Origin of the sequence: Salmonella sp. 741265116_PST, assembly GCF_046567715.1 — a bacterium.
In the GTDB taxonomy this organism is placed as follows: domain Bacteria; phylum Pseudomonadota; class Gammaproteobacteria; order Enterobacterales; family Enterobacteriaceae; genus Salmonella; species Salmonella enterica.
This window is the reverse complement of sequence record NZ_JBKFPH010000018.1, coordinates 72,359-88,251: the sequence shown is the minus strand read 5'-3', so window position 1 is coordinate 88,251 and position 15,893 is coordinate 72,359. Positions and strand designations below refer to the sequence as shown.

The 15,893-nt window shown below is 50.3% G+C and carries 11 protein-coding genes and 1 pseudogene; 9 read left to right on the top strand and 3 right to left on the bottom strand.

The window, feature by feature from the left end:
- The first annotated feature begins 45 nt into the window (after positions 1-45).
- From lolA to ACLD11_RS14170, 8 genes are all read left to right on the top strand, one after another.
- A complete protein-coding gene (lolA, locus tag ACLD11_RS14205; RefSeq protein ID WP_183059710.1) occupies positions 46-657 on the top strand; it encodes an outer membrane lipoprotein chaperone LolA in 612 nt (203 codons plus the stop codon).
- A 9-nt stretch (positions 658-666) separates the two neighbouring features.
- Complete coding sequence (rarA, locus tag ACLD11_RS14200) at positions 667-2,010, top strand: replication-associated recombination protein RarA (RefSeq protein WP_411015033.1); 1,344 nt, start codon at positions 667-669, stop codon at positions 2,008-2,010.
- Between the two features lie 258 nt (positions 2,011-2,268).
- Positions 2,269-3,561, top strand: coding sequence for a serine--tRNA ligase (serS, locus tag ACLD11_RS14195; protein WP_411015032.1), 1,293 nt, complete (start codon positions 2,269-2,271; stop codon positions 3,559-3,561).
- A gap of 237 nt (positions 3,562-3,798) precedes the next feature.
- Positions 3,799-6,243 carry a dimethylsulfoxide reductase subunit A gene (dmsA, locus tag ACLD11_RS14190; RefSeq protein ID WP_000850250.1) on the top strand — a complete coding sequence of 815 codons (2,445 nt, stop codon included), beginning with the start codon at positions 3,799-3,801 and terminating at the stop codon, positions 6,241-6,243.
- A 10-nt stretch (positions 6,244-6,253) separates the two neighbouring features.
- On the top strand, positions 6,254-6,871 hold the full coding sequence (dmsB, locus tag ACLD11_RS14185; RefSeq protein ID WP_000213069.1) for a dimethylsulfoxide reductase iron-sulfur subunit DmsB: 618 nt from the start codon (positions 6,254-6,256) through the stop codon (positions 6,869-6,871).
- A gap of 1 nt (position 6,872) precedes the next feature.
- Positions 6,873-7,736, top strand: a complete 864-nt coding sequence (locus ACLD11_RS14180) for a dimethyl sulfoxide reductase anchor subunit family protein (RefSeq protein WP_411015031.1) — start codon at positions 6,873-6,875, stop codon at positions 7,734-7,736.
- A 349-nt stretch (positions 7,737-8,085) separates the two neighbouring features.
- Positions 8,086-9,234, top strand: a complete 1,149-nt coding sequence (locus ACLD11_RS14175; RefSeq protein WP_411015030.1) for an MFS transporter — start codon at positions 8,086-8,088, stop codon at positions 9,232-9,234.
- 217 nt (positions 9,235-9,451) lie between these two features.
- A complete protein-coding gene (locus ACLD11_RS14170) occupies positions 9,452-10,873 on the top strand; it encodes an APC family permease (protein ID WP_411015029.1) in 1,422 nt (473 codons plus the stop codon).
- A 281-nt stretch (positions 10,874-11,154) separates the two neighbouring features.
- Here ACLD11_RS14170 and pflA read toward each other — a convergent pair whose 3' ends face one another.
- A complete protein-coding gene (pflA, locus tag ACLD11_RS14165) occupies positions 11,155-11,952 on the bottom strand; it encodes a pyruvate formate lyase 1-activating protein (protein ID WP_000067928.1) in 798 nt (265 codons plus the stop codon).
- Positions 11,953-12,070: 118 nt separating this feature from the next.
- Positions 12,071-12,401 (bottom strand): annotated as a pseudogene (locus tag ACLD11_RS14160) (cytoplasmic protein); the annotation flags it as partial.
- 121 nt (positions 12,402-12,522) lie between these two features.
- Here ACLD11_RS14160 and sopD2 point away from each other — a divergent pair.
- Positions 12,523-13,485, top strand: coding sequence for a type III secretion system effector SopD2 (gene sopD2, locus ACLD11_RS14155; protein WP_411011864.1), 963 nt, complete (start codon positions 12,523-12,525; stop codon positions 13,483-13,485).
- A gap of 71 nt (positions 13,486-13,556) precedes the next feature.
- On the opposite strand, the gene pflB is transcribed toward sopD2, so the two are convergent.
- On the bottom strand, positions 13,557-15,839 hold the full coding sequence (pflB, locus tag ACLD11_RS14150; RefSeq protein ID WP_183059716.1) for a formate C-acetyltransferase: 2,283 nt from the start codon (positions 15,837-15,839) through the stop codon (positions 13,557-13,559).
- Positions 15,840-15,893 lie beyond the last annotated feature (54 nt).

The window sequence follows — 15,893 nt, the reverse complement described above, 5'->3', positions numbered from 1 at the left end:
TAAAAGGAGCTCCTGGTCGGGAGTGTCGAAACTTGAGGAATAATGATGAAAAAAATGGCAATCGCCTGTGCATTACTTTCAAGCGTTATAGCCAGCAGCGTATGGGCTGACGCCGCCAGCTCTCTGAAAAGCCGCCTGGATAAAGTGAGCAGCTTTCATGCCAGCTTTACTCAAAAAGTCACCGATGGCAGCGGTGCCGCGGTGCAGGAGGGACAGGGTGATTTATGGGTTAAGCGGCCAAATCTATTCAACTGGCATATGACGCAACCTGACGAGAGTATTCTGGTTTCTGACGGCAAAACGTTATGGTTCTATAACCCGTTTGTAGAACAGGCTACCGCCACGTGGTTGAAAGATGCCACCGGAAATACACCGTTTATGCTGATTGCCCGCAACCAGGCCAGCGACTGGCAGCAGTATAATATTAAGCAGGATGGCGATAATTTTGTGCTGACGCCGAAAGCCAGCAACGGCAATCTGAAACAGTTCACCATCAATGTGGGACGCGACGGGACTATCCACCAGTTTAGCGCCGTAGAACAAGACGATCAGCGTAGCGCCTATCAGCTAAAATCCCAGCAAAACGGCGCTGTTGATCCGTCAAAATTTACGTTTACTCCGCCGCAAGGGGTAACGATAGATGACCAACGTAAGTAGAGGCGATGAGTGAGCAATCTGTCGCTCGATTTTTCTGATAATACGTTTCAACCGCTGGCCGCGCGAATGCGGCCGGAAAATTTAGCGCAGTATATCGGCCAGCAGCATTTGCTGGCCGCAGGTAAACCGTTGCCTCGCGCTATTGAGGCCGGGCATCTGCACTCCATGATTTTATGGGGGCCGCCAGGGACGGGGAAAACCACGCTCGCTGAAGTGATCGCCCGCTACGCCAGCGCCGATGTCGAGCGTATTTCCGCCGTCACTTCTGGGGTAAAAGAGATTCGCGAAGCTATCGAGCGCGCCCGCCAGAATCGTAATGCCGGTCGCCGTACCATCCTGTTTGTCGATGAAGTGCATCGCTTTAACAAAAGCCAGCAGGACGCCTTTTTACCGCATATCGAAGATGGCACTATCACCTTTATCGGCGCGACCACGGAAAATCCCTCTTTTGAGCTGAACTCGGCGCTATTGTCGCGAGCGCGGGTCTATCTACTGAAATCGTTGTCCACTGACGATATTGAGCAAGTACTGGACCAGACGATGCAGGACAAAACGCGTGGTTACGGCGATCAGGATATCGTGTTACCGGATGAAACACGGCGAGCGATTGCTGAGCTGGTCAATGGCGACGCGCGGCGCGCCTTAAATACGCTGGAAATGATGGCCGATATGGCGGAGGCGGATGATAGCGGCAAACGCGTTTTATTGCCCGCCTTGTTGACCGAGATCGCCGGCGAACGCAGCGCGCGTTTTGATAACAAAGGCGATCGCTTCTACGATCTTATTTCCGCCTTACATAAATCAGTGCGCGGCAGCGCGCCGGATGCCGCCCTCTATTGGTATGCCCGTATCATTACCGCGGGAGGCGATCCGCTGTACGTGGCGCGTCGCTGCCTGGCGATTGCCTCGGAAGATGTGGGTAATGCCGATCCGCGCGCGATGCAGGTCGCTATTGCCGCGTGGGATTGTTTCACCCGCGTCGGTCCGGCTGAAGGCGAAAGGGCGATCGCGCAGGCTATCGTTTATCTCGCCTGCGCGCCGAAGAGCAACGCCGTCTATACCGCCTTTAAGGCTGCGCTGGCCGACGCGCGCGAACGTCCTGATTATGACGTTCCTGTCCATCTGCGTAATGCGCCAACCAAACTGATGAAAGAGATGGGCTATGGCCAGGAGTACCGCTATGCCCACGATGAGCCCAATGCCTATGCTGCGGGTGAAGTGTACTTCCCGCCGGAAATCGCGCAAACGCGCTATTATCATCCGACAAATCGTGGTCTGGAAGGCAAGATTGGCGAAAAGCTCGCCTGGCTGGCTGAACAGGATCAAAATAGCCCCACAAAACGCTACCGCTAGTGTAAACGTTGCGGTAAGGTTATCTCTAAATATGATGCTCCAGGTATCATGGCGTTGATGATGAACCTCGTTATGCCTGATAGCACGTTGCTTATGAGGTCCGCGGGTATAGCGCAATGGATGCGTTGTTGCTGTCGTCGGTCAGGTAAGGCGAAAACGTCGCTATTACGTAAACGGGGTTTACGTTCATCAATACAATCAGAGGCGATCATCAATTGATCGCGTTTCCTTTTATTATTCGATAAGCACAGGATAAGCATGCTCGATCCCAATCTGCTGCGTAATGAGCCAGACGCAGTCGCTGAAAAACTGGCACGCCGGGGCTTTAAGCTGGATGTAGATAAGCTGCGCGCTCTTGAAGAGCGTCGTAAAGTTTTGCAGGTCAACACGGAAAACCTGCAGGCGGAGCGTAATTCTCGATCGAAATCCATCGGCCAGGCGAAAGCGCGCGGGGAAGATATTGAGCCTTTACGCCTGGAAGTGAATAAACTGGGCGAAGAGCTGGATGCGGCGAAAGCCGAGCTGGATACCTTGCTGGCGGAGATCCGCGATATCGCGCTGACCATCCCAAACCTGCCTGCGGATGAAGTGCCGGTAGGTAAAGATGAAAACGACAACGTTGAAGTCAGCCGCTGGGGTACCCCGCGTGAGTTTGATTTTGAAATCCGCGATCACGTCACCTTAGGGGAAATGCACTCCGGCCTCGACTTTGCCGCTGCGGTTAAGCTGACCGGCTCCCGTTTTGTGGTGATGAAAGGACAGATTGCGCGTATGCATCGCGCATTGTCGCAGTTCATGTTGGATCTGCATACGGAACAGCACGGCTATAGCGAAAACTACGTGCCGTATCTGGTTAACCACGACACGCTGTATGGCACCGGTCAACTGCCGAAATTCGCAGGCGACTTGTTCCATACCCGTCCGCTGGAAGAAGAAGCAGACAGCAGCAACTATGCTTTGATCCCGACGGCGGAGGTTCCGCTGACCAATCTGGTACGCGATGAAATCATCGACGAAGATCATCTGCCGATTAAAATGACGGCGCATACGCCTTGTTTCCGTTCTGAAGCAGGTTCTTATGGTCGTGATACCCGTGGCCTGATTCGTATGCATCAGTTTGACAAAGTGGAGATGGTGCAGATCGTTCGCCCGGAAGATTCTATGGCGGCGTTGGAAGAGATGACCGGCCATGCGGAAAAAGTGCTCCAGCTACTGGGACTGCCGTACCGTAAAATCATTCTGTGTACTGGCGATATGGGCTTCGGCGCCTGCAAAACCTATGACCTCGAAGTCTGGGTTCCGGCGCAGAATACCTACCGCGAGATCTCTTCCTGCTCTAACGTCTGGGACTTCCAGGCGCGTCGTATGCAGGCACGCTGTCGCAGCAAGTCCGACAAAAAGACCCGTCTGGTCCATACCCTGAATGGTTCTGGTCTGGCGGTAGGTCGTACCCTGGTGGCCGTGATGGAAAACTATCAGCAGGCTGATGGTCGCATTGAAGTGCCGGAAGTATTACGTCCGTACATGAACGGACTGGAATATATCGGCTAATCCTCGCTTTCTCTTCTTCTAAAAAGCGCCTTCGGGCGCTTTTTTTATGCCAGTTTGATACCGGACAATAATCCCTACCCTATTAGGGGTAATACTGATTTCGAATGAAGGTCAGTTTTTAACGCTATTTTTCTACTTTTTCGATATATATCAGACTTTATAGCGACGTTATCGCTATATAAAATTCTATACATCGGTTTATTGTTTTTTTTATTGTGAGCAGCAGAGTGAGCCCTTATGAAAACTAAGATCCCTGATGCCGTGCTGGCAGCCGAGGTGAGCCGTCGTGGTTTAGTCAAAACCACCGCGATAGGCGGCCTGGCGATGGCCAGTAGCGCATTTACCCTGCCATTTACCCGCATCGCTAACGCCGCAGAGGCGATAAGCCCGGCGAAAACCGGCGAGAAAGTCGTCTGGAGCGCCTGTACGGTAAACTGTGGCAGCCGTTGTCCACTACGTATGCATGTTGTGGATGGTGAAATCAAATATGTAGAAACGGATAATACCGGAAACGATGATTATGATGGCCTGCATCAGGTTCGTGCCTGCCTGCGTGGTCGTTCTATGCGTCGCCGCGTCTATAACCCGGATCGGCTCAAGTATCCGATGAAGCGCGTCGGCGCGCGCGGCGAAGGTAAATTTGAGCGTATTAGCTGGGACGAAGCCTACGATATCATTGCCACCAATATGCAGCGTCTTATCAAAGAGTATGGCAACGAGTCCATTTATCTGAACTATGGCACGGGAACGCTGGGCGGTACTTTGACACGTTCATGGCCGCCGGGAAAAACGCTGGTCGCCCGTCTGATGAACTGCTGCGGCGGTTATCTTAACCACTACGGTGATTACTCTTCCGCGCAAATCGCAGCGGGTCTGAACTACACCTATGGCGGCTGGGCGGATGGCAATAGTCCATCCGACATTGAAAACAGTAAGCTGGTGGTGTTGTTTGGCAATAACCCTGGCGAAACCCGCATGAGCGGGGGCGGTGTAACGTATTATCTTGAACAGGCGCGGCAGAAATCAAACGCGCGGATGATCATTATCGATCCTCGTTACACCGACACCGGCGCCGGTCGCGAAGATGAGTGGATTCCGATTCGTCCAGGTACCGATGCGGCGCTGGTCAATGGTCTGGCATATGTCTTAATCACCGAGAACATGGTCGATCAGCCGTTCCTGGATAAATATTGCGTCGGTTATGACGAAAAAACCTTGCCTGCCAGCGCGCCGAAAAACGGTCACTACAAAGCCTATATTCTGGGCCAGGGTAAAGACGGTATCGCGAAGACGCCGGAGTGGGCGGCGCAAATTACCGGTATTCCGGCAGATCGCATTATTAAACTGGCGCGAGAAATCGGCAGCGCTAAACCCGCCTATATTTGCCAGGGGTGGGGGCCACAGCGTCATGCTAATGGAGAAATCGCCACGCGCGCCATCTCGATGCTGGCGATCCTGACGGGTAATGTTGGGATTAACGGCGGTAACAGCGGCGCGCGCGAAGGGTCTTATGCTCTGCCATTTGAACGTATGCCCACGTTGGAAAACCCGGTTGAAACCAGCATCTCCATGTTTATGTGGACCGATGCCATTGAACGCGGCCCGGAAATGACGGCGCTGCGTGATGGCGTGCGGGGGAAAGATAAGCTGGACGTGCCGATCAAAATGATCTGGAACTATGCTGGCAACTGTTTGATTAACCAGCACTCTGAGATTAACCGCACCCACGAAATCCTGCAGGATGACAAGAAATGCGAAATGATCGTCGTTATCGACTGTCATATGACTTCGTCGGCAAAATACGCCGATATTCTGTTGCCTGATTGCACTGCTTCTGAGCAGATGGACTTTGCGCTGGATGCCTCTTGCGGAAACATGTCTTACGTTATCTTCACTGACCAGGCGATTAAACCGCGCTTCGAGTGTAAGACGATTTATGAGATGACCAGCGAACTGGCGAAACGTCTTGGCGTGGAACAACAGTTTACCGAAGGACGGACGCAAGAAGAGTGGATGCGTCATCTGTACGAACAGTCGCGTAAATCCATTCCGAATCTGCCCACCTTTGAGGAGTTCCGTAAGCAAGGCATCTTCAAACAGCGTGACCCCGAAGGCCACCATGTCGCCTATAAAGACTTCCGCGAAGATCCGCAAGCGAATCCACTTACAACGCCATCGGGCAAGATTGAAATCTATTCACAGGCGTTGGCGGATATCGCCGCCACCTGGGAGCTGCCGGAAGGCGACGTGATCGATCCATTACCGATCTACACGCCAGGTTTTGAAAACTATAACGATCCGCTAACGGATAAATTCCCGCTGCAGTTGACGGGTTTCCACTATAAAGCGCGTGTACATTCCACTTATGGCAACGTAGACGTACTGAAAGCCGCCTGTCGCCAGGAAATGTGGATTAACCCCATGGATGCGCAGAAACGCGGTATCAACAATGGCGATAAAGTCCGCATCTTCAACGATCGCGGCGAAGTACATATCGAGGCTAAAGTGACGCCGCGCATGATGCCGGGCGTGGTCGCCCTGGGAGAAGGCGCATGGTATGACCCGGATGCAAAACGCGTGGATCAGGGCGGCTGTATTAACGTACTGACGACCCAACGTCCTTCTCCGCTGGCGAAGGGGAACCCGTCACATACGAACCTCGTTCAGGTTGAAAAGGCGTAAGGAGTAACCGATGACAACCCAGTATGGATTTTTTATTGATTCCAGCCGTTGCACCGGTTGCAAAACCTGCGAACTGGCCTGCAAGGACTACAAAGATTTGACCCCGGATGTCAGCTTCCGCCGCATTTATGAGTATGCGGGCGGCGACTGGCAGGAAGATAACGGCGTCTGGCACCAGAACGTCTTTGCCTACTATCTCTCCATCTCCTGTAACCACTGCGAAGACCCGGCCTGTACCAAAGTCTGCCCGAGCGGCGCGATGCACAAGCGCGATGACGGTTTTGTGGTGGTGAACGAAGAGGTCTGTATCGGTTGCCGCTACTGCCACATGGCCTGCCCGTACGGCGCGCCGCAGTACAACGCGGCCAAAGGTCATATGACCAAGTGCGACGGCTGTTATGACCGGGTGGCGGAAGGCAAGAAACCGATCTGCGTCGAATCCTGTCCGCTGCGGGCGCTGGATTTCGGCCCGATAGACGAACTGCGCAAAAAACACGGTGAGCTGGCTGCCGTCGCGCCGTTGCCGCGCGCGCATTTCACGAAGCCGAATATTGTGATTAAACCCAACGCCAACAGCCGCCCGACCGGGGACACCACCGGTTATCTGGCCAATCCGAAGGAGGTATAAGATGGGAAGTGGATGGCATGAATGGCCGTTGATGATCTTCACGGTCTTTGGTCAGTGCGTGGCCGGTGGTTTTATTGTTCTGGCTCTGGCGCTGATGAAGGGCGACCTGCGTGCGGAAACGCAGCAGCGGGTGATCGCCTGTATGTTTGGTCTGTGGGTGCTGATGGGGATTGGCTTTATCGCCTCGATGCTGCATCTGGGCTCGCCGATGCGCGCGTTTAACTCGCTTAACCGCGTGGGTGCTTCCGCACTGAGCAATGAAATTGCCAGCGGCTCGGTGTTTTTTGCGGTCGGCGGGATTGGCTGGCTGCTGGCGGTATTGAAAAAACTGCCGTCGGCACTGCGCACACTCTGGCTGATTATCACGATGGTACTGGGCGTCGTCTTCGTCTGGATGATGGTACGCGTCTATAACAGCATCGATACAGTACCGACCTGGTATAGCTTCTGGACGCCGCTGGGCTTCTTCCTGACGCTCTTTATGGGTGGCCCGTTACTGGGTTATCTGCTGCTGCGCATCGCGGGCGTGAACGGTTGGGCGATGCGTCTGTTGCCTGCGGTGTCGGTGCTGGCGCTGGTGGTTATTGCCATTATGGTGGCCATGCAGGGCGCGGAACTGGCGACGATTCACAGTTCCATTCAGCAGGCGTCTGCTCTGGTGCCGGATTATGGTTCCCTGATGGCCTGGCGTATGGTGCTGCTTGCGGCGGCGTTGTGCTGCTGGATTGTGCCACAGTTAAAAGGGTATCAACCTGCGGTACCGTTGCTCTCTGTCGCCTTCATTCTGATGCTGGCGGGGGAATTGATTGGCCGCGGCGTATTCTATGGGCTGCATATGACCGTGGGCATGGCGGTAGCCAGCTAACGCGTTGACGTGCATTCGGCCTGCAGAACGTGCAGGCCGAATTCGCCTTTAGCCGCCATCAATCTAAGGAATATAACCGGGGCGGAGAAGGCGCATATAAATCCATAGAGAAGAAAACGAAGCTAAAGGAACCATGAAATTTTTCGACTGAACAAAACGCCGATTTTGCGGGTTAGATCAATAAAAACAAGGGGATGAATTTTTAGCCTTTTAATATATTCACGTGCAGAATAAGTAAATCAAATCGATAGTCTCAAAACTTGCGGATCGCCCATGCGGAGCCGATTGACAATGTTTTTGGCGATGGCATGATGCGCATGAAATTTGAACTTCCTCACGGTTTTTATTCATGTCCACCTATACCCGTCCCGTCATGCTTTTGCTGTGCGGGCTACTTTTGTTGACTCTGGCCATTGCGGTACTGAATACGCTTGTGCCGCTGTGGCTTGCTCAGGCAAACCTTCCGACCTGGCAGGTGGGGATGGTCAGCTCGTCTTATTTTACCGGCAATCTGGTCGGGACGTTATTTACCGGGTATTTAATTAAACGCATTGGGTTTAACCGTAGCTATTATCTTGCCTCGCTGATCTTCGCCGCGGGTTGTGTCGGGTTGGGCGTGATGGTGGGGTTCTGGAGCTGGATGAGCTGGCGTTTTATTGCCGGTATCGGCTGCGCCATGATTTGGGTTGTTGTCGAAAGCGCGTTGATGTGCAGCGGAACCTCGCATAATCGCGGGCGCCTGCTTGCTGCTTATATGATGGTCTACTACATGGGGACCTTCCTTGGACAATTATTGGTCAGTAAAGTGTCTGGTGAATTGCTGCACGTCCTTCCCTGGGTGACCGGAATGATTCTGGCGGGAATTCTGCCGCTACTCTTTACCCGGATTGTAAATCAGCAAACGCAGACACGTCATTCCACTTCTATTAGCGCCATGCTGAAGCTACGTCAGGCGCGTCTTGGTGTGAATGGTTGTATTATTTCCGGCATTGTTCTTGGTTCATTATATGGTCTGATGCCGTTATATCTGAAGCATCAGGGGATGGCTAACGCCAGCATTGGTTTCTGGATGGCGGTGTTGGTGAGCGCCGGTATTTTGGGGCAATGGCCAATGGGACGTCTGGCGGACAAATTTGGTCGCTTGCTGGTGTTACGCGTACAGGTATTCGTTGTCATACTCGGCAGTATTGCTATGTTAACCCAGGCGGCGATGGCGCCAGCTCTGTTTATTCTGGGGGCGGCGGGTTTTACGCTTTATCCCGTTGCAATGGCCTGGGCCTGTGAAAAAGTCGAACATCACCAGCTTGTGGCAATGAACCAGGCGCTGCTGTTAAGTTATACGGTAGGGAGCCTGTTGGGGCCGTCTTTTGCTGCGATGTTAATGCAGAATTATTCAGATAATCTGCTGTTTATTATGATCGCCAGCGTATCGTTTATTTATCTGCTGATGCTGTTACGTAACGCCGGCCAGACGCCCAATCCTGTCGCCCATACCTAACTGTTCTCTGAATCGTATGCAGGACGTGAGTCTTGCATACTCTTTGTTTATGTTTTACGTAAAATAATTGACCTGCATAATTTTCTTGCTTTGCTGAAAAATAAAATGTGTCGAAGGTTATAATTTTGCGTTCCTCTATTTTCTCTCTTCGTCTTTACCGCGCATAATTCCCCGCTTCATTTATAGTAATAGCATTGTGTTCACGAAGGATCGCGTTATGCCGAATGTGCAGGAAAAACAGTTGCGATGGTACAACATCGCCTTGATGTCGTTTATTACCGTTTGGGGATTCGGCAATGTTGTCAATAACTATGCTAACCAGGGGTTAGTGGTTGTCTTCTCCTGGGTGTTTATTTTTGCGCTCTATTTTATTCCTTATGCCTTAATCGTGGGGCAACTGGGCTCAACCTTCAAAGAGGGAAAAGGGGGCGTCAGTACATGGATTAAGCATACGATGGGGCCGGGGTTGGCTTACCTTGCGGCATGGACTTATTGGGTCGTGCATATTCCTTACCTGGCGCAAAAGCCGCAGGCGATACTCATTGCATTGGGATGGGCTTTAAAAGGCGATGGCTCGTTGATAAAAGAATATACCGTCGTTGCCTTGCAGGGGCTGACGCTGGCATTGTTTGTTTTCTTTATGTGGGTTGCTTCCAGGGGGATGAAATCGCTAAAGGTTGTTGGGTCTGTGGCCGGAATTGCCATGTTTATCATGTCAATTTTATATGTTGTGATGGCAGTGACCGCGCCAGCAATTACAAACGTTGAAATTGCGACCGCAAACATCACCTGGCAGTCATTTATTCCTCATATCGATTTTACCTATATCACCACCATCTCTATGTTGGTCTTTGCGGTTGGTGGGGCGGAGAAGATCTCGCCTTACGTCAACCAGACGCGGAATCCAGGAAAAGAATTCCCGAAGGGGATGCTCTTTTTAGCCGTCATGGTTGCGGTCTGTGCTATCCTCGGTTCGTTGGCGATGGGAATGATGTTTGATTCCCGGCATATACCTGACGATTTAATGACCAATGGGCAATATTACGCATTTCAGAAATTGGGTGAGTATTACCATATGGGTAATGCATTAATGGTGATTTATGCCATTGCCAATACTCTGGGGCAAATCGCCGCGCTGGTGTTTTCTATTGATGCGCCACTAAAAGTATTGCTGGGTGATGCAGACAGTAAATATATCCCGCAGCGCTTATGTCGTACTAACGCTTCAGGTACGCCAGTTAACGGTTATTTGCTGACATTGGTGTTGGTCGCTATCTTGATTATGTTGCCAACGCTTGGCATCGGCGATATGAACAACCTGTACAAATGGCTGCTTAATCTCAACTCAGTTGTTATGCCGCTGCGCTATCTGTGGGTATTTGTCGCCTTTATTGCTGTCATTCGACTGGCACAAAAGTACAACCCCGAATATGTGTTTATTCGCAACCGGGCGTTGGCGTTAACTGTGGGAATATGGTGTTTTGCCTTCACCGCGTTTGCCTGCCTTACCGGTATTTTCCCCAAAATGGAGGCGTTCACGCCGGAGTGGACATTCCAGCTGACGTTGAACATCGTGACGCCTTTTGTCCTGGTCGGGTTGGGATTAATTTTCCCACTGCTGGCGCGTAGAAACACATAACGACGCTCTTTTCCACGGCGCTCCTGCCAGGCGAGCGCCTTTTAAGGTTGCAGGTGCCTGGGTTCCAGGCGGAGACAACGGTATTAACAGGCGCCGGGGCAGCAATAGTTGTCAGACCTTCAACTCAGCAGCAGATAAGTTTAATTCCTGGTAAGCGCAATATTGTTAACCAGGCCTGTCTGACGGCAGGGTCGGGTATTTTAGCGGTAAGAGCGTTATCCAGACAGCATAACGGCTACCGTCATGGGTAGCCGTTTAAAAGCGGGTAAGATAGCAGGCGATTAATACATCACTTTATGACCATACTGCTCAAGAATACCCTTTACACGCTCCATGGTCTCTTTTTTAGGCGGCTTTACGCCGTCCAGTTTATATTCTTCGCCCATTGCCACCCATTTATGTTTGCCCAGCTCATGATAGGGCAGCAGTTCGATTTTTTCGACATTCCCCATATCGCGGGTAAACTCACCCAGGCGATGCGCGGAATCATCGTCGTCAGACCAGCCGGGAACGACAACGTAACGGATCCAGACCTTCACATTTTTCTTTGATAAATACTGCGCGAATTCCAGCGTCCGGTGATTAGAGACACCGACCAGATTCTGGTGGATCTCATCATTCATCTGCTTGAGATCGAGCATCACCAGATCGGTAACGTCCAGCAGTTCATCAATCACCGGGTCATAACGGCGCACAAAGCCATTGGTGTCGAGACAGGTGTGGATACCTTCTTTTTTACAGGCGCGAAACCAGTCGCGTACAAATTCTGCCTGCAAAATGGCCTCGCCGCCGGATGCCGTCACGCCGCCGCCAGAAGCATTCATAAAATGCCGATAGGTCACCACCTCTTTCATTAAGTCTTCAACGGTGATTTCTTTACCGCCATGCGTATCCCATGTGTCGCGATTATGGCAATACAGGCAGCGCATCAGGCAGCCCTGGAAAAAGGTAATAAAGCGGATGCCTGGGCCATCAACGGTGCCACAGGATTCAAAGGAGTGAATGCGACCAATAACCGGCTTTTTATCAGCAGTTACTGCAACACTTTCATTTGTAATACAATCGGTTAAGTTACTCATATCGCTTCGGCTAGCTCTAAATAACATGGGGTTTATGGACACATTCCGGGCATGTTGAGCACCCTGTTAAGGGGGTTGCATCCTGTAAAAAAGCGGTACTGCGAGCGTAAATTTTGGACTACAGAATGTGTGGCTGTTCCAGAATGTGCTGCAATGGAGCTATTTTACCTCTATTCAGTATAAAATATACGGCAAATCTATGCTGCATAACTTGCACCGCCAGAAATTCTGGCTCATTAATCAGCCCAGTACCTCTGTTTAACGCCCGAACCGCAATACATACTGCAAGTGTATCATCCATAGCGCCCTGGTTTTGCTGTTTATGATCCACCTCTTTTTTCGAATGGTTGGCGCCGTTTTGTTGTGGTCAGAACGAAAATAATTCTCAACATAATTCAGATGTGTCCAAAGAACGTTATGCCTGTCCAGTGCCTGGCGTTGCATTCAACGTGTTATCAGGTGTAAATCTGATGCCATTTCTAAACCCGGACTGATTCAATCTCTTAAATAGAGTGAATGAGAGCAACGGATTGGATTTTGCTTTCGCGGTAAATAATCAAGGGAGTTATTATGCCAGTTACGTTAAGTTTTGGTAATCATCATCACTATGAAATTAATCATTCACGGCTAGTCCGTTTGATGAATTCTGATAAAGAACAAGCGCTATACATGGGGGTATGGGATAGATTTAAGGACAACTTCAGAACACAAAAAAAACAAGAGGTGCTGAAGGTATTATATACACTCATCCATGGATGTGAACGTGAAAATCAAGCTGAACTTAATGTTGATATAGTCGGCATGGAGAAGATACATGCCTTTGTACAATTAAAACAATACGCTGATCCATCCCAACAAGAGCGCTTTGTTATGCGTTTTGATATGAATCAGACACAAGTTTTATTTGAGATTGATGGCAATGTTATTGATAAAATTAATTTGCATCGTCTCCTCAACGTTTCAGAACACTGTATTTTTAAAGTGATGGAAGAAGATGAAGAAGAGTTGTTTTTTAAAATATGTACTAAGTATGGAGAAAAAATTTCTCGCTATCCTGAATTATTAGAAGGCTTTGCTAATAAACTTAGAGGGGCAGTTAATGAGGATGATGAAATTAGGGATGAAGTTTATAAGCTTATGCGATCTGGAGAAAATCGAAAAATGGCATGTGTTGAATGGAATGGTACGCTTACTGAGGATGAGATGGATAAACTACGCTGTCTTCAAATGGGGTCTTTTGAGATTTCTACCCAATTTTGTAAAATAGGTTACTGGGAATTAGAGGAGGAGGAAGTCCTGTTTGATATGTTTCATCCAACACTTATCTATCTGCTACATGGATATATACCGTCATTGTTATGTGATTTTACAAAAGCTAACACCATGCTGTTTTCTGATGTATTAAATAAGGATTATGATGAGTATCAAAATAATAAAAGAGAAATTGATGCTATTCTGAGAAGAATATATAGATTACATAATAACACTTTATTTATAAGTAAAAATTCTGGTTGTCGAAATATGCTTTTATAAAAATTAAAAAGGCCCCACAGACATGGAGCCTTTTTTGTACGCTTTTTATAGCGTAATTTCAGTCAAACCCATTACATGGTCTGCGTGAAGGTGCGAGTAATAACGTCCTGCTGCTGTTCTTTCGTCAGGGAGTTAAAACGTACTGCGTAACCAGATACACGGATGGTCAGCTGCGGATATTTTTCCGGATGTTCCATCGCGTCCAGCAGCATTTCACGGTTCATGACGTTGACGTTCAGGTGCTGACCGCCTTCGATGGACGCTTCGTGGTGGAAGTAACCATCCATCAGACCTGCCAGGTTAGTCTTACGAACTTCGTCGTCTTTACCCAGTGCGTTCGGAACGATAGAGAAGGTATAAGAAATACCATCTTTCGCGTAAGCAAACGGCAGTTTAGCAACGGAGGTCAGAGAAGCGACAGCGCCTTTCTGGTCACGACCATGCATCGGGTTAGCACCAGGTCCGAACGGCGCGCCAGCGCGACGACCATCCGGGGTGTTACCGGTTTTCTTACCATACACAACGTTAGAGGTGATGGTCAGAACAGACTGCGTCGGGATAGCGCCACGGTAGGTGGTCAGTTTCTGAATTTTCTTCATGAAACGTTCTACCAGGTCAACTGCCATGTCATCTACACGAGCGTCGTTGTTACCAAACTGCGGGTATTCGCCTTCGATTTCGAAGTCGATAGCCAGACCATCTTCGTCACGAATCGGTTTAACTTTCGCATATTTGATGGCAGACAGGGAGTCAGCCGCAACGGACAGACCTGCGATACCACACGCCATGGTGCGGATAACGTCACGGTCGTGCAACGCCATCAGAGAGGCTTCGTAGCTGTACTTGTCGTGCATGTAATGGATAACGTTCAGCGCGGTGACATACTGTTTAGCCAGCCAGTCCATGAAGTGATCCATGCGATCCATCACTTCGTCGAAGTTCAGAACATCGCCTTTGATCGGTTCGGATTTCGGACCAACCTGCATTTTCAGTTTTTCATCAACGCCGCCGTTGATTGCGTACAGCATGGTTTTCGCCAGGTTTGCACGCGCGCCGAAGAACTGCATTTGTTTACCAACGATCATCGGGCTTACGCAGCACGCGATAGCATAGTCATCGTTGTTGAAGTCCGGACGCATCAGGTCATCGTTCTCGTACTGCAGAGAAGAAGTGTCGATGGACACTTTAGCGGCGAATTTTTTGAAGTTCAGCGGCAGTTTTTCAGACCACAGAACGGTGATGTTCGGCTCCGGGGACGGCCCCATGGTGTACAGGGTGTTCAGGAAGCGGAAGCTGTTTTTGGTAACCAAAGTACGGCCATCAACGCCCATACCACCGATAGATTCGGTTGCCCAAATCGGGTCGCCGGAGAACAGTTCATCATATTCAGGGGTACGCAGGAAGCGAACCATACGCAGTTTCATGACCAGGTGGTCAATCATTTCCTGTGCGTCTTGCTCGGTGATTTTGCCTGCTTTCAGGTCACGTTCGATGTACGCATCCAGGAAGGTGGATACACGACCGAAGGACATTGCTGCGCCGTTCTGAGATTTAACCGCAGCCAGGTAGCCGAAGTAAGTCCACTGGATTGCTTCCTGAGCGTTAGTCGCCGGACCAGAGATATCGCAGCCGTATTTAGCCGCCATTTCTTTGATCTGACCCAGAGCGCGGTGCTGTTCAGCGATTTCTTCACGCAGACGGATAGTCGCTTCCAGATTTACGCCGTTTTCCAGATCGGATTGCAGAGACGTAAACTGCGCAAATTTGTCTTTCATCAGGTAGTCGATACCGTACAGCGCTATGCGACGGTAGTCACCGATGATACGGCCACGGCCATACGCATCCGGCAGACCGGTCAGAACGCCAGATTTACGGCAACGCAGGATGTCCGGAGTATAAACGTCGAATACACCCTGGTTGTGGGTCTTACGGTATTCGGTGAAGATTTTTTTGAGCATCGGGTCCAGCTCGCGATTGTACGCTTTGCAGGAACCTTCAACCATTTTGATGCCGCCAAACGGAATGATCGCACGCTTCAGCGGAGCTTCAGTCTGCAGACCAACAATTTTCTCAAGCGCTTTGTTGATGTAGCCAGCGTCGTGAGAAGTGATGGTGGAAGCAACGGAGGTGTCAAAGTCAACAGGCGCGTGAGTGCGGTTTTCCTGTTTAACGCCTTCCATTACGCTGTCCCACAGCTTGGTGGTCGCGTCAGTAGCGCCAGCCAGGAAGGACTCGTCACCCTCATACGGAGTGTAGTTTTTCTGAATGAAGTCACGGACGTTTACTTCATTCTGCCAGTCACCTTTGGTAAAACCTTCCCAGGCTGTGGCTAACTTTTCATTAAGCTCGGACATGTAACACCTACCTTCTTAAGTGGATTTTTTATTTACTGCGTGTAATGGGCATCA

Coding starts and splice junctions, on each gene's coding strand:
- lolA (WP_183059710.1), top strand. CDS start 46: ATGAAAAAAATGGCAATCGCCTGTGCATTACTTTCAAGCGTTATAGCC.
- serS (WP_411015032.1), top strand. CDS start 2,269: ATGCTCGATCCCAATCTGCTGCGTAATGAGCCAGACGCAGTCGCTGAA.
- dmsA (WP_000850250.1), top strand. CDS start 3,799: ATGAAAACTAAGATCCCTGATGCCGTGCTGGCAGCCGAGGTGAGCCGT.
- dmsB (WP_000213069.1), top strand. CDS start 6,254: ATGACAACCCAGTATGGATTTTTTATTGATTCCAGCCGTTGCACCGGT.
- ACLD11_RS14180 (WP_411015031.1), top strand. CDS start 6,873: ATGGGAAGTGGATGGCATGAATGGCCGTTGATGATCTTCACGGTCTTT.
- ACLD11_RS14175 (WP_411015030.1), top strand. CDS start 8,086: ATGTCCACCTATACCCGTCCCGTCATGCTTTTGCTGTGCGGGCTACTT.
- ACLD11_RS14170 (WP_411015029.1), top strand. CDS start 9,452: ATGCCGAATGTGCAGGAAAAACAGTTGCGATGGTACAACATCGCCTTG.
- pflA (WP_000067928.1), bottom strand. CDS start 11,952: ATGAGTAACTTAACCGATTGTATTACAAATGAAAGTGTTGCAGTAACT.
- sopD2 (WP_411011864.1), top strand. CDS start 12,523: ATGCCAGTTACGTTAAGTTTTGGTAATCATCATCACTATGAAATTAAT.
- pflB (WP_183059716.1), bottom strand. CDS start 15,839: ATGTCCGAGCTTAATGAAAAGTTAGCCACAGCCTGGGAAGGTTTTACC.